At 63.2% G+C, this 24567-nt stretch carries 21 protein-coding genes and 1 tRNA gene; 11 read left to right on the top strand and 11 right to left on the bottom strand.

The genetic code is table 11. The features are described 5' to 3' along the window. Positions 1-14: 14 nt before the first annotated feature. Positions 15-704, bottom strand: coding sequence for a hypothetical protein (locus AB7A72_RS22645; RefSeq protein WP_369461239.1), 690 nt, complete (start codon positions 702-704; stop codon positions 15-17). A gap of 163 nt (positions 705-867) precedes the next feature. On the opposite strand from AB7A72_RS22645, the gene AB7A72_RS22640 reads away from it, so the two are divergent. Then, complete coding sequence (locus AB7A72_RS22640; protein ID WP_369461238.1) at positions 868-1203, top strand: Rap1a/Tai family immunity protein; 336 nt, start codon at positions 868-870, stop codon at positions 1201-1203. 318 nt (positions 1204-1521) lie between these two features. Here AB7A72_RS22640 and AB7A72_RS22635 read toward each other — a convergent pair whose 3' ends face one another. The 4 genes from AB7A72_RS22635 to AB7A72_RS22620 all read right to left on the bottom strand — a co-directional run bounded on the left by AB7A72_RS22635 (position 1522) and on the right by AB7A72_RS22620 (position 5743). Continuing rightward, positions 1522-1749 carry a hypothetical protein gene (locus AB7A72_RS22635; RefSeq protein WP_239808807.1) on the bottom strand — a complete coding sequence of 76 codons (228 nt, stop codon included), beginning with the start codon at positions 1747-1749 and terminating at the stop codon, positions 1522-1524. 621 nt (positions 1750-2370) lie between these two features. Continuing rightward, positions 2371-2447: transfer RNA gene (locus tag AB7A72_RS22630), tRNA-Val, on the bottom strand. 83 nt (positions 2448-2530) lie between these two features. Beyond that, positions 2531-4771 (bottom strand): RelA/SpoT family protein, encoded by a 2241-nt coding sequence (locus AB7A72_RS22625; RefSeq protein WP_394680727.1) that lies wholly within the window; start codon positions 4769-4771, stop codon positions 2531-2533. Positions 4772-4807: 36 nt separating this feature from the next. Next, a complete protein-coding gene (locus AB7A72_RS22620; RefSeq protein WP_312462909.1) occupies positions 4808-5743 on the bottom strand; it encodes an alpha/beta fold hydrolase in 936 nt (311 codons plus the stop codon). A 113-nt stretch (positions 5744-5856) separates the two neighbouring features. Here AB7A72_RS22620 and AB7A72_RS22615 point away from each other — a divergent pair, with 113 nt between their 5' ends. The 4 genes from AB7A72_RS22615 (at position 5857) to AB7A72_RS22600 (ending at position 9879) form a co-directional block, all read left to right on the top strand. Further along, complete coding sequence (locus AB7A72_RS22615; protein ID WP_312415197.1) at positions 5857-6645, top strand: 3-hydroxybutyrate dehydrogenase; 789 nt, start codon at positions 5857-5859, stop codon at positions 6643-6645. Positions 6646-6958: 313 nt separating this feature from the next. Continuing rightward, positions 6959-7690 (top strand): osmolarity response regulator transcription factor OmpR, encoded by a 732-nt coding sequence (gene ompR / locus AB7A72_RS22610; protein WP_021027409.1) that lies wholly within the window; start codon positions 6959-6961, stop codon positions 7688-7690. A gap of 167 nt (positions 7691-7857) precedes the next feature. Next, positions 7858-9375: a sensor histidine kinase gene (locus tag AB7A72_RS22605; protein WP_239808811.1), complete on the top strand. Its 1518-nt coding sequence runs from the start codon at positions 7858-7860 to the stop codon at positions 9373-9375. 108 nt (positions 9376-9483) lie between these two features. Next, on the top strand, positions 9484-9879 hold the full coding sequence (locus tag AB7A72_RS22600) for a GFA family protein (RefSeq protein ID WP_369461237.1): 396 nt from the start codon (positions 9484-9486) through the stop codon (positions 9877-9879). Positions 9880-9949: 70 nt separating this feature from the next. Here AB7A72_RS22600 and ispF read toward each other — a convergent pair whose 3' ends face one another. Both ispF and AB7A72_RS22590 read right to left on the bottom strand, forming a co-directional pair. Then, positions 9950-10453, bottom strand: a complete 504-nt coding sequence (gene ispF, locus AB7A72_RS22595) for a 2-C-methyl-D-erythritol 2,4-cyclodiphosphate synthase (RefSeq protein WP_239808813.1) — start codon at positions 10451-10453, stop codon at positions 9950-9952. A gap of 86 nt (positions 10454-10539) precedes the next feature. Then, the gene (locus AB7A72_RS22590; protein ID WP_373450682.1) at positions 10540-11436 is read right to left on the bottom strand and encodes an IspD/TarI family cytidylyltransferase; all 897 of its coding nucleotides are present in this window, start codon (positions 11434-11436) and stop codon (positions 10540-10542) included. A 258-nt stretch (positions 11437-11694) separates the two neighbouring features. Here AB7A72_RS22590 and mfd point away from each other — a divergent pair, with 258 nt between their 5' ends. The 4 genes from mfd (at position 11695) to AB7A72_RS22570 (ending at position 18200) form a co-directional block, all read left to right on the top strand. After that, positions 11695-15174 (top strand): transcription-repair coupling factor, encoded by a 3480-nt coding sequence (mfd, locus tag AB7A72_RS22585; protein WP_369461236.1) that lies wholly within the window; start codon positions 11695-11697, stop codon positions 15172-15174. Between the two features lie 60 nt (positions 15175-15234). Continuing rightward, positions 15235-15948, top strand: a complete 714-nt coding sequence (gene serB / locus AB7A72_RS22580; RefSeq protein WP_312415179.1) for a phosphoserine phosphatase SerB — start codon at positions 15235-15237, stop codon at positions 15946-15948. 183 nt (positions 15949-16131) lie between these two features. Further along, positions 16132-17283, top strand: coding sequence for an acetylornithine deacetylase (argE, locus tag AB7A72_RS22575; protein ID WP_239808816.1), 1152 nt, complete (start codon positions 16132-16134; stop codon positions 17281-17283). 128 nt (positions 17284-17411) lie between these two features. Further along, complete coding sequence (locus AB7A72_RS22570; RefSeq protein WP_369461235.1) at positions 17412-18200, top strand: SOS response-associated peptidase; 789 nt, start codon at positions 17412-17414, stop codon at positions 18198-18200. Between the two features lie 18 nt (positions 18201-18218). Here AB7A72_RS22570 and xerD read toward each other — a convergent pair whose 3' ends face one another. The 3 genes from xerD to AB7A72_RS22555 all read right to left on the bottom strand — a co-directional run bounded on the left by xerD (position 18219) and on the right by AB7A72_RS22555 (position 21540). Next, positions 18219-19169, bottom strand: coding sequence for a site-specific tyrosine recombinase XerD (gene xerD, locus AB7A72_RS22565; protein WP_369461234.1), 951 nt, complete (start codon positions 19167-19169; stop codon positions 18219-18221). A gap of 58 nt (positions 19170-19227) precedes the next feature. Continuing rightward, the gene (locus tag AB7A72_RS22560; RefSeq protein ID WP_027011016.1) at positions 19228-20208 is read right to left on the bottom strand and encodes a tripartite tricarboxylate transporter substrate binding protein BugE; all 981 of its coding nucleotides are present in this window, start codon (positions 20206-20208) and stop codon (positions 19228-19230) included. A gap of 366 nt (positions 20209-20574) precedes the next feature. After that, positions 20575-21540, bottom strand: coding sequence for a tripartite tricarboxylate transporter substrate binding protein BugE (locus tag AB7A72_RS22555; RefSeq protein WP_239812740.1), 966 nt, complete (start codon positions 21538-21540; stop codon positions 20575-20577). Positions 21541-21799: 259 nt separating this feature from the next. Here AB7A72_RS22555 and AB7A72_RS22550 point away from each other — a divergent pair, with 259 nt between their 5' ends. After that, complete coding sequence (locus AB7A72_RS22550; RefSeq protein ID WP_239808819.1) at positions 21800-22729, top strand: AEC family transporter; 930 nt, start codon at positions 21800-21802, stop codon at positions 22727-22729. Positions 22730-22769: 40 nt separating this feature from the next. Continuing rightward, the gene (locus tag AB7A72_RS22545; protein WP_369461233.1) at positions 22770-23444 is read left to right on the top strand and encodes a DUF459 domain-containing protein; all 675 of its coding nucleotides are present in this window, start codon (positions 22770-22772) and stop codon (positions 23442-23444) included. Positions 23445-23463: 19 nt separating this feature from the next. Here the strand turns inward: AB7A72_RS22545 and queG are convergent, their stop codons facing one another. Next, the gene (queG, locus tag AB7A72_RS22540; protein WP_407065014.1) at positions 23464-24546 is read right to left on the bottom strand and encodes a tRNA epoxyqueuosine(34) reductase QueG; all 1083 of its coding nucleotides are present in this window, start codon (positions 24544-24546) and stop codon (positions 23464-23466) included. Positions 24547-24567 lie beyond the last annotated feature (21 nt).

The raw sequence follows: 24567 nt of genomic DNA, 5'->3' as shown, positions 1-24567 counted from the left end.
TTTTTCGATGGCCGTTAAAAGGATGAAAGAACCCTGTACTTGATGGAGCTTCCCGGCAACTCAAGCACTTGGATACGTGCCGTCCGGAATTGGATCTCCATGGGGAGTGCCTCGACGTCGTAGGCCACATCCTGAGAAAACGCCGGGCGTACAAAGTCACCGGAGTACTCGCGGTACAGCAGCCTCAGTGTCTTGCCCGCAGAACCCAAAAATACCAACTCATTGCGAAAGGCCTCAGGCCGAAGAATGGACTCTTCTACCGCTCTAATCGCAATGGGGCGAGGCAAGTCTTTGTGCCACCATACGGAGTCCGCCGGTACCATGACCTCCGTCACATGGCCATCCGCCGTGAGACCAGAAAAGCATGTGGGTTTGATGGCCACACCGAGCAGATTGCGCATTGTCATACGCTCTGTGCAGTAGGCCTCTTTCGAGTCTGCTACTGCCTTGACCAAATAGTCAGTCTGGGAGACGTCTACGGGAGCGCCCCCAATCCTTCCAGAATACGGTTCGGCAAGCTGCATGCCGGATTTCTTCCAGAGTTTGTATTGCGACAGCACGGCAGAGCCAACAGTGGCAGTGGAGGTACTTCCGATACTCGGATCTGTGCCGATGGTTGGCTCAACACTTGGCGCCTTCTGTACTTGGATGGTGGTACAAGCAGACAGTGAAAAAAGCAAAGCGGGAATCAGGACGTAACGCATAGAAGCCAATTTCTGAAGTCGATTCCTTGAGCATAGCAGCGATGCCGCAATGTGGTGCTCAGTTTATCTACAGCATCCCCGCGATCCGGAGATCGATGGTCGTGCGTTGTTCCCTGCCACGCTCGGCACTGTAAGATCTCGCTCATTTGCTTAGGAGATTGAATTGATTCGCCATCTGATTTCCGCGCTCTGCCTCGTAGCTGCCGCCAACGCAAACGCATACTCCGGCAACGACCTTCTTAACGACCTCACAAGTACCAAGCGCAATGGTCTTACACCTGGCAACGCGTTGCACGACGGGGTTGGAATGGGATATATCATGGGCGCCAGTGACATGCTGATCCAATCTGAGGCCGTGTGCTATCCCAAGAACATAAAAAATGGACAAATTAGCTCTGCGGTGCAGAAGTATTTGGAAGGAAACCCCGAAAAGAGAGATGCGCAGGCGGCGCTTCTCGTTTATATAGCCCTTACAGTGAACTTTCCTTGCAAGAAGTAGTCTTTTAGAATTCACATTTCTGCATTTATTAATCCGAATGGTATCACCACAACCGAGATTACCCTCGCGTTAAGACCGCCAGCTTTGGGCCTGGCGCTCTAGTTCAAAGCATTATGACAGATAATAAATTTTAGAAATAAAACGCATAATATCTTCTTCCTCATACCGAATGAAAATTTTTATTTTGGATTTCTATCACCCGCAGCGCTTCCAGATGGACGTGCACTTCATTCTTTCCAGCATACAACGATAGAGCTGCCGATACTTCAAGAAGACCTTCTTGAGAATTGAACTTTCTCAAAGCAAGTTTTAACTACATCAACCCCAAAACTGCCGGTGCAACAGTTTCACCCGCAACGCCAGGATTTCTGGATCATGCGACATATGCAGGACGGGCGTGGTGCCCATGCGCACATACTCATACCAGGCGTGGAAGGCGAAGGACTTGGGCAACGCCTGGGCCGTATCCCTGATCGCGTCACGGGTGAAAATCAGGGCTTCAGAATGCGCATTCTTGAACCGGGCCAGTACCGACCGGGTGCACATTTCTCAATGTGCAGGCTCTAACGCATGAGTCACTCTGGATGGAATCAACGAAGCCTACTCTCTCAGCCCGTCCCGCTGGATGTGGGCCGACGTCCCTTCATCCAAGCCAGCGCCGAGAGCACGCTCAGCGCAAAAATCCGGCATTGCTCGGCATTCCAAGAAGCGCAGAGCCAGCACCACTGGCCAAGCATGCATAAGATGCATGCACGCCTGGCGCATGAAGCTTTCAGCCCTGCGATAGCCTAGCCGCAGCTGTGCCGCGCACTGCGATGGCAACCCGATCTAATTACAAGGCCTTCTGCAAATACTGCACATAACGCAAGGACGCATTGCATGGGTAGCAGACGCGGCACACCTACGCGACCAACGCCCTGCGCGCCGGCGTGAACCTGACCTGCATCGCCAGGCAGATGGGACACAAGAACGCAACAAAGATGCTTTCACCGGCCGCCCCAATGGGATTGACGGCTCAGATCGGGCGCAGGATAAGCCAAAGCTTGAAAAGCAGCGCAGAAATGAAAAAACCGCCCAGAAGGCGGTTTGTTCAAAATAGAAACCTTGGAGAGGTTTCTTACCAAATCCCTGTTATCCTGAAGTCTGGTTCTCTTCAGAGGGAAAATTTGGTAGGCGCGATTGGACTCGAACCAACGACCCCCACCATGTCAAGGTGGTGCTCTAACCAGCTGAGCTACGCGCCTGTCGTTGAAGACTCAAATTATAGCCAGAAAAAACGGCCCAAATGGAAAGTTGCGGCTTTTTTTGAAAATAGTGCTTTTCGACCCTATTTCCGGCGCACCGAACGGACGCCCGATACCGTCGCCACAGAGGCCAGCACCTTGGCCAGCTTGCCCGAATCCGAGACCTCCACGGTGAACGTCATCCAGGCCGTGCCCTTGACGGACTGGGTCTGCACACCGATCACATTGGTCTTGTCCCGCGCGAACAACTCGGAGATATCACGCAGCAGGCCTTGGCGGTCGTGGGCCTCCACCGCCACATCCACCGGGTAGACCGCTTCGGCCGAGCGTTGGCCGCTGGTGGGCTGCCCCCATTCCACATCGATACTGCGCTCGGGGTTGCGCGCGCACATCTCGCGGAAATTGCTGCAATCGTGGCGGTGCACGCTGACCCCTTTGCCGCGCGTGACGAAGCCGCCGATGCGATCGGGCGGCGCGGGCTTGCAGCACTTGGCCAGCTGGGTCATCAGCGAATCGACGCCCACGACCAGCACCCCACCCTTGCCCGAGCCTTCCGTCGCCTTGCGTGGGCGGCTCAGCACCAGGTCATCGTCGGCCTGCACCGGCTCGGGGGGACGCAGAATGTTCTCAATGGTGCGCAGCGACAGTTCATCCTTGCCCACCACCTCGAACAGCGCCTCTGCCGTCTTGAAGCCCAGCTGGTCTGCCAGGTCGTCGTGCTTGAGGGCCGTCTTGCCTTCGCGCTGCAGCAGCTTCTCGACCAGCTCACGGCCACGGCTCACTGTCTCGTGCATCACCTGGGCATTGAACCAGGCACGCACCTTGGCCTTGGCGCGGGAGCTGACCAGGTAGCCCAGCTCGGCATTGAGCCAGTCGCGCGATGGCCGCCCTTCCTTGACGGAAACGATCTCCACCGTCTGCCCGTTTTGCAGTGGCGTGTTGAGCGGCACCATCTGGCCATCGACCTTGGCACCCCGGCAGCGGTGGCCCAGATCGGTGTGGACCGAATAGGCGAAGTCCACCGGGGTAGCGCCCTGGGGCAGCTCGATCACTGCAGCGTTGGGCGTCAGCACATAGATATGGTCGTCAAACAGGCCACTGTCCTGGGTCTGCCCGACCATGTCCTTGCGCCAGGCCAGCAGCTGGCGCAGCACCGCAATCTTGGCGTCATAGTCGCTGGTAGCCGATACACCGGCATAGCCCTTGGTGCCCGCCTCTTTATAGGCCCAATGGGCGGCCACACCGTTTTCCGCATGGTCATGCATGGCCTGGGTGCGGATCTGAATCTCGATGGCCTTGCCATGCTCGTCCCGCACCACCGTGTGCAGCGATTGGTAGCCATTGGGTTTGGGCTTGGCAATGTAGTCGTCAAACTCCGACTCCACCGGGCTGAAGGCCTCGTGCACAAAGGACAGCGCCGCATAGCAGTCCTTGACCGTGGGCACGACGACGCGCAGCGCGCGGATATCGAAAAGCTGGTCAAAGCCCAGCGACTTGCCGCGCATCTTCTTGATGATGCTGTAGATATGCTTGGGGCGGCCGGCCACGGTGGCACTGATGCTGTGCGCGCGCAGGTCGGATTCGAGCCGCTCGCGTAGGCCCACCATATAGAGCTCGCGCTCCACCCGCGTCTCGTCCAGCAGCTTGGCGATCTTCTTGTAGGTGTCAGGCTCCAGAAAGCGGAAAGCCAGGTCCTCCAGCTCCCACTTGATCTGCCAGATACCCAGGCGGTTGGCCAGCGGCGCAAAGACCTGCAGGCTCTCGCGCGCCACTGCAGGCGACACTGGCCCCTTGGTGGCCGCATACCAGCGCAAGGTCTGCAGGCGGGATGTCAGGCGCAGCATTACCACACGCAAGTCGCGCGAGAATGCCAGCAGCATCTTGCGGATGTTCTCGGTCTGCGTGGCCGGATCATCGACCAGATGGCCGGCATCGGCCTGGCGCGCCTGGGCCTGCACCTTCATCAGCGCCACGGTTTCTACGGCCAGCACCGCATAGCTTTCACCAAAAGCCTTGCCGATGACTTCGCGCGGCTTGTTGAGCTGCTCGCTGGTGTGCACCAGGTAGGCAGCGGCCTGCATGGCTTCGGAGCCGCCAATATGTTTGAGGATGGCAGCCACGGCATCGGCGTGCTGCAGCGCGTTCTCGCCCGTGTCCAGCGTCTCTTCTGCAATCAGCGGAACAGAGAAGGCCCGGGCCCGCGCCAGAACGTTGTCTTGCATCGGCAGGGCGTTGGCAGTGGCCGCCACCAATGGCGAGACGGGTTCTGGGGGGAGATGTTCCGCGCCGGGCGCGGGCTGAGCGACTGCTGTAAGACTTTTCATGTTGTCACCACCATCACGCCCTGACAGGGACGTGCGCTACGCACCGCATAAAAAAGCCAGCACTGCAGCCGTTTGATCAAAAGATACCAAGGTGGGAGCATGGCCGACACCGGCAAACTCCACCACCCGTGCCCGGGGGCCACGTTGCGCCATAGATTGGGCCGTTTGGGCAGAAAGCAAGTCGGAATCTGCGCCCCGCAGCACCAGGGTGACGGCATCGATCTGCTCGTACAAACGCCACAGCAGCTGCTCGCCGGCGGCAGCCATCTCCGGCGTCATCGCCTGCATGGGCTGTGCAATGGCCGGGTCGTAATGCAGCCGTACCGCGCCTGCGCCTTCGGGCCGAAGCATCGGGCGCGACAACGCCAGCCACTCCTCATCGCTGTGCGGGCCAAAACCTTTGGACAGCTGGCCCATGGCCGCCACGGCTTCCTGCTCGGAGGCATACAGCATATGCTGCCCCACATAGCTGCCAATGCGCGCCAGTGCCGAGGGCTCGATGGTCGGCCCGACATCATTCAGTACCAGGCGGCGGATGGGTGCAGGCATCAGCGGCCGGATGCTCGGCTCGCCCGCCAGGCCGATGCCGATAAGACCGCCCATGCTGGTACCCACCCAATCGAGCTTGCCAATGGGTGCCGCGCGGTGTACCTGCTGCAGCATCGCCAGCATGTCGGCCACATACAAGGGCACCTGGTAGCCGGCGGGGTCCTCCAGCCAATCGCTGTAGCCGCGGCCTACCACGTCGGGGCAGATCACCCGCGCCTGCAGCGCCAGCTGCCGCGCCAGCACATCAAAATCACGCCCTTGCCGGGTCAGGCCATGGGCGCAGATGATCACATGCGGGTGGTTCAGATCCCCGGTGTCGTTCCACTCCCAATAGGCCATGCGGTGCGTGGCACTCTGGCGACCCGTGTCCGTATTCCCCGCCACCGCACAGGTGACATACTGCAAGCGTGGATCTTGGTACATGGTCCCTCTTATATGGATGAACGCAGCGCTACCAGGCAAACCGTGGCTGGGGTTTGCCTTAGGATGGATGCAAGCGTTTGCATGAATACTAACCGAGTAACTGGAGATATTGGATGTTGAAAGCAAAAACAGCGCTCGTCACCGGATCGACGAGCGGTATCGGACTGGGGATTGCCAAGGCGTTGGCGCGCCAGGGTGCCAACATCATCTTGAATGGCTTTGGGGATTCAGAAGGCCCGATCCAGGAAGTACAAGACGTCATCGCCAGCAGCGGCTCGGGCGCGCGGGTCGGCTACCACGGCGCTGACATGAGCAAGGCCGCCGACATCGAGGCCATGTTCGCCTATGCCACCGAGGCCTTCGGCCAGGTGGATATCCTTGTCAACAACGCCGGCATCCAGCATGTGGCGAATGTGCAGGATTTCCCGGTCGAGCGCTGGGATGCCATCATCGCCATCAACCTCACCAGCGCCTTCCACACGAGCCGGTTGGCACTGCCCACGATGCAGAAGTCGGGCTGGGGCCGCATCATCAATATCGCCTCGGTCCATGGCCTCGTGGGCTCGGCCGGCAAGTCGGCCTATGTGGCCGCCAAGCATGGCATTGTCGGGCTCACCAAGGTCACCGCCTTGGAGAATGCCGCCAGCGGCATCACCTGCAACGCCATCTGCCCGGGCTGGGTACTCACGCCGCTGGTGCAAAAGCAGGTCGATGCCAAGGCTGCCCAGATGGGTGTCAGCAATGAAGAGGCCAAAAAGCAGTTGCTCGGAGAAAAAGAACCGTCGATGCAGTTCACCACACCTGAAGAACTCGGGGAGCTGGCTGTGTTCTTCTGCTCGCCCGCTGCCAACAATGTGCGCGGCGTGGCCTGGAACATGGATGGAGGCTGGGTCGCGCAATAAAGCAGGATCCGGTCGGGGCGCGAGCCCCCTCACCCAGGCGCGAAGACGCCTTTTTTCTGGCCTAGCGCCATCCATGCACCAAACGCATAGTTATGAAACATTTTTGAAATCTGTCGCACCAGGTTCTTTAAAACCAGAAAATTCCTTAAAAAATGCAGGAAAAAGTCGATTTTTTGCGTAAGAATGCATCTCCCAGACTGCATATGTAACGCAAACTTTGTAACTTTGGGTCAAAAAAACGTGCTGGATTGCGCACTTTTCACAAAAACCGGTCAAAATGTAAATATTACATATCAACCGGAGGACTCCGCCCATGGTTACTGCCACCAATCGCGTCGACAAAATCTTGGTCGTTGATGACGACGCACGTATCCGCGATCTGCTGCGCCGCTACCTGTCGCACGAAGGCTTTGAAGTCATGATTGCCGAAGATGGCAAAGGCCTGCAACGCATCTTGCTGCGCGAGACGGTGGATCTGATCGTGCTCGATTTGATGATGCCTGGAGAAGACGGCCTGTCCATCTGCCGCCGCCTGCGCGCCAGCAATGACCGCACCCCGATCATCATGCTGACCGCCAAGGGTGAGGATGTCGACCGCATCGTGGGTCTGGAAGTCGGCGCCGATGACTACATCGGCAAGCCCTTCAACCCGCGTGAATTGCTGGCCCGTATCCATGCGGTGCTGCGCCGCCGCCCACCGCAGGAAGCGCCTGGCGCCCCCTCGGGCGAAAACGAAGTGGTGAACTTTGGCCCCTTCACTTTCGACATGAGCACCCGCGTGCTGACCAAGGACGGCGAAGAGCTGCCGCTGACCACCGGCGAGTTCGCGATGCTCAAGACCCTGGTGCGCCACCCGCGCCAGCCGCTGTCGCGTGAAAAGCTCGCGTTGCTGGCGCGTGGCCGTGAGTTCGAGCCCTTTGACCGCAGCCTGGACGTACAGGTATCGCGTCTGCGCAAGCTGGTCGAGGTCGACCCAGCCGCACCGCGCTATATCCAGACCGTCTGGGGCGTGGGCTATGTCTTCGTACCCGATGGCGCCAACTGATTCCTGACCGTCACCCCCCAAAAACCGCCCCAGCCTGGCTGAGAGGCGGTTTTTTTTGGGAGATACCCCCACGCTGGGGCACGGCATGGTGCCCCACCGGCTTTACAGCGAAAATACCAGGCAATCCCGGTCTTTATTGATCCGACTCTTCTACACGCACACGGCCCATGGCTCCTACCCCCGTCAACGATCCCGACCAATCCGGCCTGGCCCCGCTGGAAGGCAGCACCACAGCGGCCGCGCACAGCAACAAGCGCACCCGCGTCGGCCTCAATCTCTTCTGGCGCACCTTCTTTCTGCTCGCCATTCTGCTGACGGGCAGCATCCTGGCCTGGGTGCAGACCCTGCGCTCGCTGGAGACGGAACCGCGCGCCATCCAGACAGCCCAGCAGATCGCCTCGCTGGTCAACCTCAGCCGTGCCGCGCTGATGCACTCCGATGCCATCGCCCGCGTCTCCCTGGTCAAGACCATGGCAGACCAGGAAGGCGTGCGCATCGTCCCGCGTGAGCCCAAGGACGTGTATGAATCCATCGACAACTCCACCCCGCTGGGCGCGCGCCTGACGCAGGAAGTCACCAAGCGCCTGGGCCCCAGCACCATCGTGGCCAGCAGCGTCAACGGCGAAGAAGGCCTGTGGGTGGGCTTCACCATCGATGGCGACCAAAACTGGTTTCTGATCGAGCCTTCGCGCTTCAACCCGGCCGGCGGCAAGACCTGGCTGGTGTGGGTGCTGACCGCTGCGGCGCTGTCGTTGGCTGGAGCGGCAGTGATTGCCGGCCTCATCAACCGGCCGCTCAAGCAGCTCTCCAGCGCGACCAACCGGCTGCGCGAAGGCGATTTTGCAGCGCAGCTCGATGAAGACGCGGTCACCAGCGAAATCCGCGAGGTGAACATCGGCTTCAACCGCATGAGTGAGCGCCTGTCCAAGCTGGAACAAGACCGCGCGGTGATGCTCGCCGGCATCTCGCACGACCTGCGCACCCCGCTGGCCCGGCTGCGGCTGGAGACCGAGATGAGCGTGTTCGACCAGGTCGCGCGCGAGCACATGGTCGCCGACATCGTGCAGCTCGATGCCACCATCGACAAGTTCCTCGACTACGCCCGCCCCGACCACGCTGCCAAGCTCGCCCCCGTCAATGTCTATGGCGTCGTGTCCTCTTGCGTCTACGCGGTGCAGGACCACCAGGAGCTGCAGGTGCACATGAAGGTGCCCGAAGAGCTGATGGTCAACGCCGATGAGATCGAGCTCTCGCGTGTGCTCTCCAACGTCCTGGAAAACGCACGCCGCTATGGCAAGACACCGGGTGCCTCGCACACCCGGGTGGACATCACCGTCAAGTTCAGCGAAAGCACGGTCACCATCCGCATGCGCGACCATGGCCCGGGCGTCTCCAAGGACCAGCTGAGCAGCCTGACCAAGCCGTTTTACCGCGGCGACACCGCGCGCACCGCTGCGGCAGGCGCAGGCCTGGGCCTGTCGATCGTCGAGAAAACCGTGCAACGCATGGGCGGACGCTTGAGCATGGTCAATGCCTCGGACGGCAGCACGGGCCTGGTCACCAGCATCTACCTGCGCCGCGCGCCCGACCAGGCGATCGGCAAGGAGCCCAAGCGCCGCCTGCTGCGCCCGCAGATCAAGCGGCATCTGCCAGGCGCGCCGACCAATCTGGCAGATCTGCAGTAAGAAGCGCCCGCCGGCATGGCTTCGCATGCCGGCGGGCACACAGCGCTGGCACAAAGCGATGTCTGTGCATAGAATGCTGGCACCTCAATGCCTGCCCAAGGAGTTGACATGCAAGCCCAGTGCCTTTGCGGTGCAGTCCATGTGACCGCACCGACCGTACAAGATGTCCATGTATGCCATTGCAGCATGTGCAGACGCTGGGGTGAGGGCCCCGCCTTTACGCTGCATGGCGGCACCGAGGTGGAGCTGACCGGTCCCGTTGCCCGCTATGCCTCGTCTCCCTGGGCCGAGCGCGCCTTTTGCAGCCATTGCGGCACGCACCTGTTCTACCGCCTGCTGGCCACCAACGAACATTTCCTGTCGGCCGGCCTGTTCCAGGATGAGGATGGCCTGCAGCTGTCGGCGCAGATTTTCATCGACGAAAAACCGGCCTATTACGACCTGGCCAACGAAACGCCCAAGCTCACCGGGGCGCAAGTCCTGGCGCAGTACGAAGAGAGCTGAGAAGGCGCCTTCACAGCGGCCACGATGACCGCCTCTGGCAGGGCGTCATCCTTTCAAGGCAGCCGTTTGCTCAGCCCTGCTCGCCAGCCGCACGCACCAGCAGCACCACCGCACGCGCCTCCATGGCCGCGCCCTGGCCCACCGGGCCCATCTTTTCGGCCGTCTTGGCTTTCACATTGACCTGGGATTCATCAATACCCAAGGTCTTGGCAATATTGGCGCGCATCGCCGGTATATGCGGCGCCAGCTTGGGTGCCTGGGCGATCACGGTGCTGTCGACATTGTTGACCTGCCAGCCCTTGGCCGCGACGCGGCGCATGGCCTCGGCCAGCAGCACGGCCGAATCTGCGCCCCGGAAAGCGGCATCGGTATCGGGAAAATGCGATCCGATATCGCCCATACCAGCGGCGCCCACCAAGGCATCGGTGATCGCATGCAGCAGCACATCGGCATCCGAGTGGCCCAGCAGGCCCGTGGTGTGCGGCACTTTGATGCCACCCAAAACCAAGTCGCGCCCGGGCACCAGCGCATGAATATCCCAACCCTCACCAATGCGCATTTGCAGCATTTGCATCCCTTATCTCGTCCATCTACATCACCCCGCGGTGCAAGCCACTGCCAAACCCTCACGCGAGGGTTTGGCAACGCATCACCGGGGAATCATTCAAACAGTGCGGCCACCTGGCTGTCCCCGCTGGCCATGCGCTGCAGCAGCAAGGCTTCGGCCAGCGCAAAGTCATCCGGAAAGGTGACCTTGAAGTTGAAACTGCTGCCCGGCACCAGGCGGGGCTGCAAGCCCAGCGCCTCGATGGCACTGGCTTCATCGGTCACATCGTTGCAACGCTCGAGCGCTTCAAGCAGCGTACCGATGCGGAACATCTGCGGCGTCTGCGCCAGCCATTTGTCCACCCGTGGCAAGGTGCTGCTGACCCGGCTTTGGCCATGGACATCGGTGGCAGCGGCCTTGAGTGTATCGGGCAATGGCAGTGCCAGCAGGCCACCCACCTCATCGGCCGCACATTCCTGCATCAGCTGTTCAATCTGGCCGGGCTTGATCAGGCAGCGCGCCGCATCATGCACCAGCACCCAGTCATGGGGCTGGGCACCCAGGCCCGAGTCACCCAGCAAGCTGCGCAGGCCGCCGGCCACCGTATCGGCCCGGCTGGGGCCACCGCAGGGGCTGATCGCAAAGCCTGGCCGCTGGTAACGCTGCAAAAAGTCATCGCCGGGGCTGACACCCACCAGCACGCCCGACAGCGGCTTGGCCGCGATGAAGGCGGCCAAGGTGTGCAACACCAGCGGCCAACCTGCCACCTCCTGGTATTGCTTGGGCACATGGGCTGGTCGGTTGGCATCCACCGCCCGGGCACCCACGCCGGCACAGGGCAAAAAGGCCCAGAACCTGGCCACCACCTCCTGCCGCATCTGGCCCAGCGCCTGGGTCTGGGCGCCCGGGTCTGCGGGCGGCACCGTTGCGGGCACCGTCAGCGGCGCAGCCACGTCGGGTGCGGCCCTGGGTACAGCAGGGATCAATTCGTTGCGGACGGTCTGGTTCATGGGGGTATTTTAGAATGCAGAGGTCGCATGGGGCTGTCAGCCAGACCCGTGATGGAGGGTTCCGCTGCAAAAGAGGCCTTGCGCCTCCACCCGGTCCGCACCCCTGGCTTGGGGCGTGGATTCAGCAGCAGAACCCTGGATATTTTTAGAACTTGGTGTGGTCAGGTGCGCCCGTTGGGCGCGCTTGGCTTTGATAGGCCCAGGCGCGGCATGCCGCCCCGGGCTGTAGTCCGTCTATGGACTGGTTGTAGACCCCCTATGGAACTCCCCAAACTCACCGCCGGAAAACGTTTTCAGCTGCCCATGCCTCCCGGCAGCGCCGATGCCTTGCTGCTCGCCACCTTGGCCACGCGGGAGGCGGCCGGCCAGCGCGTCACCGCGATCATCACCGCCGATGCGGGCGACGCCCACCGTCTGCAGGATGAGCTGGCTTTTTTCGCACCTGAGCTGCGCGTCGCACTCTTTCCCGACTGGGAAACCCTGCCCTATGACACCTTCTCGCCGCACCAGGACCTGATCAGCGAGCGGCTGGCGGCGCTGTGGCGCATCAGTCAGGGCGAGGCCGATGTGGTGCTGATCCCCGCCACCACGGCGCTGTACCGCCTGGCGCCCCCCTCCTTCCTGGCGGGCTACACCTTTGCGTTCAAGGCCGGGCAAAAGCTGGATGAGGCGCGCCTCAAGGCCCAGCTCACCCTGGCGGGCTACAACCATGTCTCCCAGGTGGTGAGCCATGGCGAATACTCGGTGCGCGGCGGCCTGATCGATCTCTACCCCATGGGCTCGCTCGTGCCCTACCGGGTCGACCTGTTCGATGACGAGATCGATTCCATCCGCACCTTTGATCCCGACACCCAGCGCAGCCTCTACCCGGTCAAGGATGTGCGCCTGCTGCCCGGGCGCGAGTTCCCGATGGACGACGAGGCCCGCGCCCGCTTCCGCAACAAGTGGCGCGAGATGCTCGAAGGCGACCCCACGAAGAGCCGCATCTACAAGGACATGGGCAATGGCGTGGCCACCGCCGGTATCGAGTACTACCTGCCGCTGTTCTTTGACGAGACCGCGACCGTGTTCGACTACCTGGGCGGCCAGGCCACCGTGGTGCTGCATGGCGATATCGAGCCGGCCTTCCAGCGCTTTTGGCAAGACACGCGCGACCGCTACCGCCTCGTGCAGGGCGACCCGGAACGCCCGGTGCTGCCGCCTGACAGCCTGTTCCTGAGCCCCGACCAGTTCTACGCCACCGCCAAGCAGATGGCCCAGCTGTCGCTGCGCCCGCAGTTGGAAGACGTGGAGCACAGCGCCATCTTCCAGAAACTCAGCGACCTGGCCGTGGTGCGCGGTGCCGAGGACCCACTGGCCAAGCTGCAGCAGCACATTGCCCAGCGCCAGGCCCGCACCTTGCTGCTGGCCGAAAGCGATGGCCGGCGCGAGAGCCTGCTCGACTTCTTCCGCGCCAGCGGCCTCAACCCACCGGCCTTTGATTCGCTGGCCGAGTTCCAGCAGACCACCGACGAGCCGGTCGGCATTGCCACGGCAGCGCTGGCCAAGGGCTTTCGCTGGGCCGAGCAAGGCATTGACTTTGTCACCGAGACCGAGCTGTTCGCCGCCACCGGCGGTGCCCGCCGCAAGCGCCGCCAGGAGCAGGCCAGCGATGTCGAGGCGCTGATCAAGGACCTGTCCGAGCTGAAGGTCGGCGACCCGGTCGTCCATGCCCAGCACGGCATTGGCCGCTACCACGGCCTGATCAACATGGATGTGGGCCAGAAGAACCCCGATGGCACACCGGCGCTGCAGGAGTTCCTGCACCTGGAATATGCCGACAAGGCGGTGCTCTATGTGCCCGTCAGCCAGCTCGCGCAGATCAGCCGCTACACCGGTGTATCCGCCGAAGAAGCCCCCCTGCACAAGCTGGGCAGCGGCCAGTGGGAAAAGGCCCGCCGCAAGGCCGCCGAGCAGGTGCGCGATACGGCAGCCGAGCTGCTCAACATCTACGCCCGCCGCGCCGCCCGCGAAGGCCATGCCTTCCGCTACAGCCCGCAGGACTATGAGCAGTTCGCCAACGACTTCGGCTTTGAGGAAACCGCCGACCAGCGCGCCGCCATCCATGCGGTGATCCAGGACATGATCTCGCCCCAGCCAATGGACCGCCTGGTCTGCGGCGATGTGGGCTTTGGCAAGACCGAGGTGGCCTTGCGTGCCGCCTTTGTGGCCGTCACCGGTGGCAAGCAGGTGGCCCTGCTTGCGCCCACCACCTTGCTGGCCGAGCAGCACTACCAGACCCTGGCCGACCGCTTCTCCAAGTGGCCGATCAAGGTGGCGCTGGTGTCGCGCTTTCGCTCCGGCAAAGAGGTCAGCACCACCATCAAGGGCCTGGACGACGGCACCGTCGACATCGTGGTCGGCACCCACAAGCTGCTGTCTGAAAAAACCCAGTTCAAGAACCTGGGCCTGCTCATCATCGATGAAGAGCACCGCTTTGGCGTGCGCCACAAAGAGGCGATGAAGGCCATGCGCGCCGAGGTCGATGTGCTCACGCTCACGGCCACCCCCATCCCGCGCACCATGGGCATGGCGCTCGATGGTCTGCGTGACCTGTCGGTGATTGCCACCGCACCGCAGCGCCGCCTGGCGATCAAGACCTTTGTGCGCAGCGAAGGCACCGGCGTGATCCGCGAAGCCGTGCTGCGCGAGCTCAAGCGGGGCGGCCAGTGCTACTTTCTGCACAACGAGGTCGAGACCATCGAGAACCGCCGCCAGAAGCTCGAAGAAATCCTGCCCGAAGCCCGCATTGCCGTGGCCCATGGCCAGATGCCCGAGCGCGAGCTCGAACGCGTGATGCGCGACTTTGTGGCCCAGCGCTACAACATCCTGCTGTGCTCGACCATCATCGAGACTGGTATCGACGTGCCCAGCGCCAACACCATCATCATCAGCCGCGCCGACAAGTTTGGCCTGGCGCAGCTGCACCAGCTGCGCGGCCGTGTGGGCCGCAGCTACCACCAGGCCTATGCCTATCTGATGGTGCCGGATCTGGATGGCCTGACCAAGCAGGCCGCGCAGCGCCTCGAAGCCATCCAGCAAATGGAAGAGCTGGGCAGCGGCTTTTACCTGGCCATGCATGACCTGGAAATCCGGGGCGCCGGCGAAGTGCTGGGCGACAACCAGAGCGGCAACATGATGGAGATCGGCTACCAGCTCTACAACGAGATGCTGTCCGAGGCCGTGCGCAGCCTGAAGGAAGGCAAGGAGCCCGACCTGCTCAGCCCCCTGTCTGCTGCCACCGACATCAACCTCCATGCCCCAGCGCTGCTGCCCAACGACTACTGCGGCGATGTGCACCTGCGCCTGTCGTTCTACAAAAAGCTGGCAACCGCCAAGACCAGCGACCAGATCGACAACCTGCTCGAAGAGATCGTGGACCGCTTCGGCAAGCTGCCGCCGCAGGCCCAGACCTTGGTCGATGTGCACCGCCTGCGCGTGCTGTGCGAGCCCTTTGGTGTGCAGAAGGTCGATGCCGCGCCCGGCGTGATCAACATCACCTTCTACCCTAACCCGCCGATCGAGCCGATGACCATCATCAGCCTGATCCAGAAGAACAAGGCCATCAAGCTGGCCGGCAACGACAAGCTGCGCATCGAGCGCGCCCTGCCCGAGGTCAAGGACCGCGTGCAGATGGTGCGCGATGTGGTGCGCAGCCTGGGCAAGCCGGTGGCGGCAGCCGCTGCGGCTACGGCCTGAGCAGCCTGTCTGAACCCGCCCGTTTATCATTCCCCCTACTCTCACCCCTGTAAAGCTCCCATGAGTGCCTCCACCGAATTCGCCCCCGGCCTAACCCTCCAGAACCTGGCCACGCCGCAAAAGCTGTCCGACTACAAGCTGATCGCGTTCGACATGGACTCGACCCTGATCACCATTGAGTGCATTGACGAGATCGCCGACATCACCGGCAAGAAGGCCGAGGTCGCGGCGATCACCGAAGCGGCGATGCGCGGCGAGATCACCGACTACAAGGACAGTCTGCGCCAGCGCATGGCCTTGCTCCAGGGCGTGCCCATGGCCTCGATCGAGCGGGTGCTGCAAGAGCGCCTGACCCTGACCCCAGGCGCCAAGACGCTGGTCGATGCGGCGCATGCCGCCGGCCTCAAGGTGCTGCTGGTCTCGGGCGGCTTCACCTTCTTTGCCGACCATGTCAAAAGCCTGCTGGGCATCGACTTTGTGCGTGCCAACCGCTTCGAGGTCAAGGACGGCCAGCTGACCGGCGGCCTCATCGACCAGAGCTGGGGCGATATCTGCGACGGCGAGGAAAAGCGCAACACCGTGCTGGGCCTGGCGTCGCTGATGGGCATCGAGCCCGAGCAGGTGATTGCCGTGGGCGATGGCAGCAATGACCTGCCGATGATGCGTGCCGTGGGCCTGTCGGTCGCGTTCCACGCCAAGCCGCGCGTGCGCGCCGAGGCCAAGGTGGCGATCAACACCGGCGGGCTGGACCGCCTGCTCGAAGTGCTGGGCTGATGGCCTTCCGAGCCACCGGGATCACAACGGGAGCCAGATGCTCCCGTTTTTCTTTCCGTCCCAGCCACTGGGCCAACCCATCTAAAACCCCAACACCCAACCCCAGCTTAGGCAGCGCGCGCTGCCGCGAAGGCGCAAGCGCCCTACACTCGGTCCCTTGCATGTAACACCAAGTGAAGCGCTATGAACACCCGCTCCTGGCTGGAAAAGCTGGTCGCATTCGACACCACCAGCCGCAACTCCAACCTCGCCCTTATTGAAACCGTGCGTGATGCACTGGCCCACCAGGGTCTGAAGGTCGAGCTGATCCACTCCCCCGAGGGCGACAAGGCCAACCTGTTCGCCACCCTGCCGGCCGATGACGGCAGCACCCAGGGGGGCATCGTGCTGTCGGGCCACACCGATGTGGTGCCGGTCGATGGCCAGAACTGGGACAGCGATCCGTTCACGCTGACTGAAAAAGAAGGCCGTCTGTACGGCCGTGGCAGTGCCGACATGAAGGGCTATATCGCCGCATCGATCGCGCTGGTGCCCGAGTTCATCGCGATGCCGCGCAAGAAGCCGATCCACCTGGCCTTGTCCTATGACGAGGAAGTGGGCTGCGCCGGCGCCCCGGTGATGCTGCGCGCCTTGAAGGCACGCGGCCAGCAGGCCGATGGCTGCGTGGTGGGCGAGCCCACCAGCATGCAGGTGGTGGTCGCGCACAAGGGCATCAACCTGTACCGCTGCAAGGTGCACGGCAAGGCAGCGCATTCGTCGCTGACCCCCAAGGGCTGCAATGCCATTGAATACGCCGCGCGCCTGATCTGCCACATCCGCGATGTGGCCGACCAGTTCAAGGCCAATGGCCCCTACGACGAGTTCTACGATGTGCCGTTCACGACCATGACGACCAACCAGATCTCGGGCGGTATCGCGGTCAACACCATCCCCGAGCTGTGCGAGTTCAACTACGAGTTCCGCAACCTGCCCGGCATGACGGCCGAGAGCATCCAGGCCAAGGTGCAAAGCTATGTCACCGGCGAGCTGCTGCCACGCATGCGCCGCGAGTTTGCCGATGCCCGCATCGACATCGAAACCGGCCCTGCCGCCCCGGCGCTGGAAGCCAGCGAGCAAGCTGCCATCACTGCGCTGGTGCGTGCGCTGACTGCCGACCAGGCCACGCGCAAGGTGGCCTATGGCACCGAAGCCGGCCTGTTTCAGAACCTGGGCATCCCCACCGTGGTCTGCGGCCCGGGCAATATCGAGCAGGCCCACAAGCCCAATGAGTTTGTCGAGATCAGCCAGCTCGAGGCCTGCGAGCGCTTTCTGCGCAAGCTGGGCCAGTCGCTCTGATTTAAAATACGCACTGCGGCCGCAAGTGCCTGCCACCGAGCCCACCCTGCCCCAGGGTGGGCTTTTTATCTTCTGCCAGAAACCGGCGCCAGCGGGCACCGCTGCAGCCTTCACGTAACATTGCGCCCATGAGCACCCAATACGAAGCCCTCAAAGCCCCCGAGCTGTACCTCAGCGCCTTCCAGGTGGAGCCGCCTGCAGAGATGGGCGAGCGCAAGATGACGCCGCGCCGGCCCGGCTTCTTCATCACCAACAGCCTGACGGGCGCCACCGATGCCGAGAACGCGGCGCGCAAGGCGGCCCTGGCCGAGCAGGCCGCTGCAGAGGCAGCAGCGGGCGGCGCCGCCGCTGCTACCGAGCCCGCACCCGCCGCTGCGCCGGCGGCCACAGCCCGCCTGCTGGTGCCCGCGCAATGGGGGCTGGTGCCGCACTGGGTCAAGTCCGCCTCCGATGGCCAGCTGCGCGCCACCAAACTGGTGAACGTGAAATCCGACAATGCATCGACCAGCACCGCCTTTCGCGATGCCTGGCTCAACAACCAGCGCTGCATCGTGCCGATGATGGCCTTTGTCACCGACGACTACCGCACCGGCAAGGCCAAGCCCACGCGCATTGCCCGCGTCGATGGCCTGCCGATGGGCGTCGCCGGCATCTGGTCCCGCTGGACCGATGACGACGGCACCGAGCTGCTGAGCTACGCCATCATCACCGTCAACGCCAATGCCCATGCGCTGATGAACCGCTACCAGCAGCCCGGTAACGACAAGACCATGCCCGCCATCCTGAACGAAGGCGCCTATGACGCCTGGCTGCGTTCATCGGCCTACAAGGCCAAGGAATTTCTGCGCGCCTACCCCGCGCAAAAGCTGCTGGCCAACCCGGTCGAGAAGGGCCGCAAGAACCCGCTGGGCATCTGATTGCCGCTGCCCGCCGCGCTAGCCACGCGGATGGTGCTGGCTGTGCAGCACCTTGAGGCGCTCGCGCGCCACATGGGTGTAGATGGTGGTGGTGGAGATATCGGCATGGCCCAGCAGCAGCTGCACCACGCGCAAATCGGCGCCATGGTTGAGCAAATGCGTGGCAAAGGCGTGGCGCAAGGTGTGGGGTGACAGCGGCGCGGTGATGCCGGCGCGCTGCGCATATTTCTTCACGATCATCCAGAAGGCGACCCGCGTCATGCCGCTGCCGCGCTGGGTGACAAACAGGTCCGCGCTTTGCCGCCCGGCCAGAATGGCAGGCCGGCTCTCGGCCAGGTACTGCTCCAGCCACTGCTGGGCCACCTGGCCAAAGGGCACCAGCCGCTCCTTGCTGCCTTTGCCCACCACGCGCACGATGCCATCGGCCAGGCTCAGTTGCACGCTTTGCAGCTCGACCAATTCGGACACGCGCAGGCCGCTGGCATACATCAGCTCCAGCATCGCGCGGTCGCGCAGGCCCAGCGGGTTGCCGGCGTCCGGTGCTTCCAGCAGGGCATCGACCATGGCCGAGGTCATCGTCTTGGGCACCCGCAGCGGCTGGCGTGCTGCCAGCATGCGCAGGGTGGGATCGGCGCTGATCAACGACTCGCGCAGCGCCCAATGGAAGAAGCGCCGCAGCACCGTCAGGCGCCGGTTGGCCGTGCTGGACTTGTCACCCATGCGGGTGGCAAAAAAGGCCTGCAGCTGGGCCTCATCGCTGCGCTCCAGCGCCTGGCCCGGGTGCTCCTGCGCGAGCCACTGGCCGTACAGCACCAGGTCGCGCCGGTAGGCCGCCAAGGTATTGCGCGCCAGGCCGTCTTCCAGCCACACCGCATCGATGAAGCGGTCGATCACCGGGTGCGCCGCAGCGGCGCCGCCGGGGGTGGCAGAGGGGGTGGATGCAGAGGGAGAGCGAGCCATGCCCGGCATCATGGCATGAAAAAAGCCGCCGGCTTGCGCGGGCGGCTGGGGACTTGGGAAGCGGCGGTCAGTCCAGCTTCAGGTCCTGCTTCTTCACGACGTCCTTGTAGACGTCGAACTCGGCCTTGATCTGCTCGGCGAACTGCTCGGGCGTGTTGCCCACGACCAGCGAGCCGGTGTCCTCGATGCGCTTTTTCACCGCAGGGTCAGCCAGCACCTTCTTGGTGGCGGCATTGATGCGGTCCACCACATCCTTGGAGACGCCCTTGGGCGCGAGGATGCCGTAGAAAGCCATGCGGTTCACCGGCTCCAGGCCCACTTCCTTGAAGGTCGGCACATTGGGCAGCACGGCCAGGCGCTCAGGCGCGGCGACAACGATGGGCACCAGGCGGTTGTCCTTGACGAAAGGCAGGGTCGAGGGCAGGTTGTCCAGGATCATGTTGACCTGGCCGGCCACCGTGTCATTGAGCGCCGGGCCCGCACCACGGTAGGCGATGTGGGTCATCTGGATGCCGGTAAGGCTCTTGTACAGCTCCATCAGCATGTGCTGGATGCCGCCGGTGCCCGAGGACGAGTAGGCGTACTTGTTGGGGTTCTTCTTGAGTTCGGCCTCGAACTCCTTGTAGTCCTTGGCCGGGAACTTCGGGTTCACCGCAATGATGTTGGGCGTGGCCGCCACATTGATGATGGGCGTGAAGTCCTTGATCGGGTCGTAGGAGATCTTGGGGTTGATCGCGGGGTTGGTTGCCACCGTCGAGACGGTGGCAATGCCCAGCGTGTAGCCATCGGCCGCAGCGCGCACCGTTTCCACCGCGCCGATGGTGCCGCCAGCACCCCCCTTGTTGTCCACCACCACGGGCTGGCCCAGCTCCTTGCCCAGGGGGTCGGCGATCACGCGCGCAATGATATCGGTGGTGCCGCCAGCTGCAAAAGGAACGATCAGGCGAATGGGCTTGTTAGGGTATTTTGTATCGGCCAGAGCGCCAGTGCTCAAGGTGGCTGCGGCAGCAGCGATCAAGGTCAGGCCCACGAGAGAGCGACGTTGCATGATGAATCTCCTCATTAGAAATGGTGTGGCCGTGGTTCGCCTGCCGGGGTCACCCGCATGGCGCACGGCCACTGAATGCTTTTTCAGCACAGCGCGTTTATACCGGATTAATACGGCCGCCACCGTGCTGCAACCGCACAAAAGGCGCGTGATTTCCCTAGGGATCCTCTGCAGAACCCTCGCCCAATGGGATGGGCGCGGATCGGGATGAGCCGCAAGGCGTCTTTTGCAGTCAATAGCGAGCTATTGACAAGGAAGACAACGCAGCGGATCGCCCGAGCCCGCGTTCAGACCACGGCAGGGAGTTTTGCAGAGGGTCCCGAGGGGAACACGCGCCTTGAGGCAGAACAGACCAGGAATGGCGGATCAATCCAGCTGGATGCCCTGCTTGTCCACCACTGCCTTGTAGGCGGCATATTCGTCTTTCATCTGCTGGGCAAACACTTCGGGCGTGGTGCCCAGGATGTCCGAGCCAGTCTCTGCGATGCGCTTTTGCACGTTCGGGTCTTCCAGCGCCTTTTTGGTGGCCGCGTTGACCTTGTCCACGATCTCCTTGGGCAGGTTCTTGGGGCCGACGATGCCGTAATAGGCACTGCGGTTGACGACAGGCGCGCCCACTTCGGTAAACGTGGGGATGGATTCCAGGCCCGCTACGCGTTTGGGCGCCGCCACGACGATGGCGCGCAGGCGCTTGTCGCGGATAAAGGGGTAGGCCGAGGGCAGGTTGTCAAAAATCATGTTGACCTGGCCGGCGACCGTGTCGTTCAAGGCCGGGCCGCCGCCCCGGTAGGGAATGTGGACCACGTTCACACCGGTTTCGGACTTGAGCATTTCCATCAGCAAATGGGCAATGCTGCCCGTGCCGGGGGTGGCATACGAGTACTTGCCGGGGTTCTTCTTGAGCTCGGCAATGAACTCCTGGTAGTTGGTGGCCGGGAAGCTGGGATGCACGGCAATCACATTGGGCGTGGCCGCCACATTGATGATGGGCGTGAAATCGCGCTGCACGTTGTAGGGCATCTTGGGGTTGACGGCCGGGTTGGTGGCTGTCGTCGATACCGTCGCAATGCTCAGGGTGTAACCGTCGGGCTGGGCACGTGCGGCTTCGGCTGCGCCCACGGTGCCACCGCCACCGCTCTTGTTGTCCACCACCACCGGCTGGCCCAGCGCCTTGGACAGCGGCTCGGAGATGACCCGCGCCACGATGTCGGTGGTGCCGCCTGCGGCAAAGGGCACGATCAGGCGGATGGGCTTGTTCGGATAGGGGTCAGCGGCCAGGGCAGCGCTGCTGCCCAGTGCCAGTGCCAGGGCCAGGCACAGTCGGCGGTTCATCATCGTGGAGCTCTCCTCGGATCTAATGTGTGTGTGCAGGCCAGGAACGCCTACAGCGACGGCATGTATGTAGCCTCCATGCTAGCGGTGTTGGCCGGCTGTTCTGCCTCAAAGCGCGCGGCCGATGGCCCGTGTTTTCCCGCATCGGGGCCGCAGATAGCGCAATCGGCAACTGCTTTGGCAGGGCTTGCACCCCGGCATGCGCAGGACCTTCTCACGGTGGCGACAGCCACAGCGCCGCCGCGCTCGCCCTTCCGCTATGCTTGCGCCGGTGAACTACGCCCAACTGCTTTTCCCCGATTTCTCGCTGATCCTGATTGGCTACCTGGTCTGCCGCTACACGGCACTGAACCGGGCCATCTGGCAGCCGGTGGAAAGCCTGGTGTACTACTTCCTCTTCCCCACCTTGCTGTTCTATTCGATCATCCGCAGCCCGATCGACTGGCAAGGCACCTCCAGCCTGATGCTGGCCGGCGTGGCCACCGGCCTGGTTGCCATCGCGATGACCTACACCCTGCCGCACTGGCCCTGGCTGGGCAAGCGGGTGGACCACCGCGATGCCGCCGCCAGCGCGCAGATCGCCTTTCGCTTCAACTCCTTCATCGGCCTGGCGCTGGCCGACCGGCTGGCCGGCCCCCCAGGTCTGCAGCTGATCTCGGTGCTGATCGGCGTCTGTGTGCCCATGTTCAATATTGCCGCCGTCTACCCGATGGCCCGGGGCTCGCAGCATGGCTTCATGCGCGAGCTGCTGCGCAACCCGCTGATCGTTGCCACGCTCACCGCACTGGTCTGCAATCTGCTGGGTCTGCGCCTGCCCGCCATCGTCGAGCCCACGGTGGCCCGCATCGGCCAGGCCTCGATCGTGCTGGGCCTGATGTCAGCGGGCGCCGGCATGCAGCTGGGGCTGCTGGCGCGCGGCAAGCTGCTCAGCGCCTCGGTGCTGGCCATCCGCCACTTTGTCACCCCGCTGATGGCGCTGTGCATGGCGCACTGGCTGGCGCTGTCGGCCCAGCAGGCCGCCATCTTGCTGGTCTTCTCGGCGCTGCCCACCGCATCCACCTGCTATGTGCTGGCCGCCCGCATGGGCTACAACGGCGCCTATGTGGCCGGACTCGTCACCCTGTCGACCCTCTGCGGCGTGGCCAGTCTGCCGTTTGCGCTCAGCCTGCTGGATGCCTGGCCGGTTTAACAACGCGTTCAGCGAGGGCCATCGGTTAAGCTCGGCGGCTATGCAGAAAACCTGTGACACCGCGCGCCGCCATAGCCTCCGGCGCCTGGCCCTCCTCCCCCTTTGGGGCCTGACCACTGCCGGGCTGGCCGCCTGCAGCAAGAAAGCCCCGCTCGCTACCGCGCTGCCCGCCGGAGCCACCGTGCTGGCGCTGGGAGATTCGCTGACCCAGGGCGTGGGCGCCAGCGCCGCCCAGTCCTATCCGCAGTTGCTGGCCGAGCGTACCGGCTGGAATGTCATCAATGCCGGCATCTCCGGCGAGACCAGCAGCCAGATTGCGCAGCGCCTGCCGCAGTTGCTGCAGGCCCACCATCCAGCGCTGGTGATCGTTTGCGCCGGCGGCAACGACTGGCTGCGCCGGCAAAGCGCGCAGGCGGCCCAGGCACAGATCGCCAGCATGCTGCAGCAGTGCAAGGCGCAGAACATTCCGGTGTTGCTGGTCGCCGTGCCCGAGTTCAACATGGCCGCAGCATTGACGGGCCGCGTGCAGGACCACCCCATTTATGAAGCGCTGGCCAAGGAGGAGCAGGTGCCGCTGCTCGCCAAGGCCTGGAGCGAGGTGCTGGCCAATGACGCCATGCGCGCCGACCAGGTGCATGCCAATGCCGCAGGCTATGCGCGCTTTACCGAATTGCTGGTGGCGCAGCTCAAGGCCTTGGGCTTTTTCAACGGCTGACCATGGAGCCCGCCAGCCCTCAGGCGTTACGCTGGCCCAGCCCCCAGGCCACATGTTCGCGCACCACGGCGCTGTCGTGGTCCGCACGGCTGTGCAGCGCCTGGGCGTAGCGCGCATCGCCGGTCTCGCGCCAGGCATTGCCCAGGGCCACGGCGATATTGCGCAGCCAGCGCTCATGGCCGATACGGCGTATGGGGCTGCCTTCGGTGATGCGCAGGAACGTGGCCTCGTCCCACGCAAACAGATGGGGCAGCTGCTGGTCCATCAGCGCGCCGCGCGCATCAAAATCGGGCAGCACCGCGCGCTGGGCAAACTTGTTCCAGGGGCAGGCCAGCTGGCAGTCGTCGCAGCCATAGATGCGGTTGCCCATGGGCGCGCGGAACGCCTCCGGAATGGCGCCATCGAGCTCGATCGTCAGGTAAGAGATACAGCGCCGCGCGTCGATGGACTGCGGCGCAATGATGGCCGCCGTCGGGCAGGCATCGATGCAGGCCGTGCACTGGCCGCAATGCGCCGTCACCGGCGCGGTGGCGGGCAAGGCGATATTGACAAAGATCTCGCCGAGAAAAAACATCGAGCCGGCATCGCGGCTCAGCACCAGCGTGTGCTTGCCGCGCCAGCCCTGGCCGCTGCGGCTGGCCAGCTCAGCCTCCAGCACGGGGGCTGAATCGGTGAACGCGCGGTGCGCCAGGTTGTGTTCACTGAGCGCAGCATCAATGCGCTCGGCCAGTTTTTGCAGCCGGTTGCGCAGCACCTTGTGGTAATCGCGCCCCCGGGCATAGACGCTGACTAGGCCCTCGCCGGGCCGCGCATGGCGCTCCCACTCCAGCCGCAGCCAGTCTGGCGGGGTGTTTTGCGGCAGATAATCCATGCGTGCTGTAATCACGCTGAGCGTGCCGGGTACCAGCTCCGCCGGCCGGGCACGCTTGAGGCCATGGGCCTGCATGTAATGCATCTCGCCATGGAAACCTTTTTCCAGCCACTGCATCAATCCAGCTTCCGCCGTCGACAGATCCACGCCTGCCACGCCGATCTGGGAAAATCCCAGCTCCAGCGCCCAGTCGTTGATCTGTTGGATAAAGGTGGGATCAGCGGCGTCCATGTGCTGCCATTGTAAAAAACC

Source organism: Comamonas sediminis (assembly GCF_041107495.1).
Lineage (GTDB): Bacteria > Pseudomonadota > Gammaproteobacteria > Burkholderiales > Burkholderiaceae_C > Comamonas > Comamonas sediminis.
The sequence above is the reverse complement of the archived record's forward strand: the minus strand, read 5'-3'. Positions and strand labels throughout refer to the sequence as shown.

What these genes read in the sequence shown, in the direction of transcription:
- AB7A72_RS22645 (WP_369461239.1), bottom strand. Translation starts at nt 704, where the DNA reads ATGCGTTACGTCCTGATTCCCGCTTTGCTTTTTTCACTGTCTGCTTGT.
- queG (WP_407065014.1), bottom strand. Translation starts at nt 24,546, where the DNA reads ATGGACGCCGCTGATCCCACCTTTATCCAACAGATCAACGACTGGGCG.
- mfd (WP_369461236.1), top strand. Translation starts at nt 11,695, where the DNA reads ATGGAACTCCCCAAACTCACCGCCGGAAAACGTTTTCAGCTGCCCATG.
- AB7A72_RS22620 (WP_312462909.1), bottom strand. Translation starts at nt 5,743, where the DNA reads ATGTACCAAGATCCACGCTTGCAGTATGTCACCTGTGCGGTGGCGGGG.
- serB (WP_312415179.1), top strand. Translation starts at nt 15,235, where the DNA reads ATGAGTGCCTCCACCGAATTCGCCCCCGGCCTAACCCTCCAGAACCTG.
- AB7A72_RS22555 (WP_239812740.1), bottom strand. Translation starts at nt 21,540, where the DNA reads ATGAACCGCCGACTGTGCCTGGCCCTGGCACTGGCACTGGGCAGCAGC.
- argE (WP_239808816.1), top strand. Translation starts at nt 16,132, where the DNA reads ATGAACACCCGCTCCTGGCTGGAAAAGCTGGTCGCATTCGACACCACC.
- AB7A72_RS22600 (WP_369461237.1), top strand. Translation starts at nt 9,484, where the DNA reads ATGCAAGCCCAGTGCCTTTGCGGTGCAGTCCATGTGACCGCACCGACC.
- AB7A72_RS22550 (WP_239808819.1), top strand. Translation starts at nt 21,800, where the DNA reads ATGCTTGCGCCGGTGAACTACGCCCAACTGCTTTTCCCCGATTTCTCG.
- ompR (WP_021027409.1), top strand. Translation starts at nt 6,959, where the DNA reads ATGGTTACTGCCACCAATCGCGTCGACAAAATCTTGGTCGTTGATGAC.
- xerD (WP_369461234.1), bottom strand. Translation starts at nt 19,169, where the DNA reads ATGCCGGGCATGGCTCGCTCTCCCTCTGCATCCACCCCCTCTGCCACC.
- AB7A72_RS22590 (WP_373450682.1), bottom strand. Translation starts at nt 11,436, where the DNA reads ATGAACCAGACCGTCCGCAACGAATTGATCCCTGCTGTACCCAGGGCC.
- AB7A72_RS22570 (WP_369461235.1), top strand. Translation starts at nt 17,412, where the DNA reads ATGAGCACCCAATACGAAGCCCTCAAAGCCCCCGAGCTGTACCTCAGC.
- AB7A72_RS22615 (WP_312415197.1), top strand. Translation starts at nt 5,857, where the DNA reads ATGTTGAAAGCAAAAACAGCGCTCGTCACCGGATCGACGAGCGGTATC.
- AB7A72_RS22605 (WP_239808811.1), top strand. Translation starts at nt 7,858, where the DNA reads ATGGCTCCTACCCCCGTCAACGATCCCGACCAATCCGGCCTGGCCCCG.
- AB7A72_RS22560 (WP_027011016.1), bottom strand. Translation starts at nt 20,208, where the DNA reads ATGCAACGTCGCTCTCTCGTGGGCCTGACCTTGATCGCTGCTGCCGCA.
- AB7A72_RS22635 (WP_239808807.1), bottom strand. Translation starts at nt 1,749, where the DNA reads ATGTGCACCCGGTCGGTACTGGCCCGGTTCAAGAATGCGCATTCTGAA.
- AB7A72_RS22545 (WP_369461233.1), top strand. Translation starts at nt 22,770, where the DNA reads ATGCAGAAAACCTGTGACACCGCGCGCCGCCATAGCCTCCGGCGCCTG.
- AB7A72_RS22625 (WP_394680727.1), bottom strand. Translation starts at nt 4,771, where the DNA reads ATGAAAAGTCTTACAGCAGTCGCTCAGCCCGCGCCCGGCGCGGAACAT.
- ispF (WP_239808813.1), bottom strand. Translation starts at nt 10,453, where the DNA reads ATGCAAATGCTGCAAATGCGCATTGGTGAGGGTTGGGATATTCATGCG.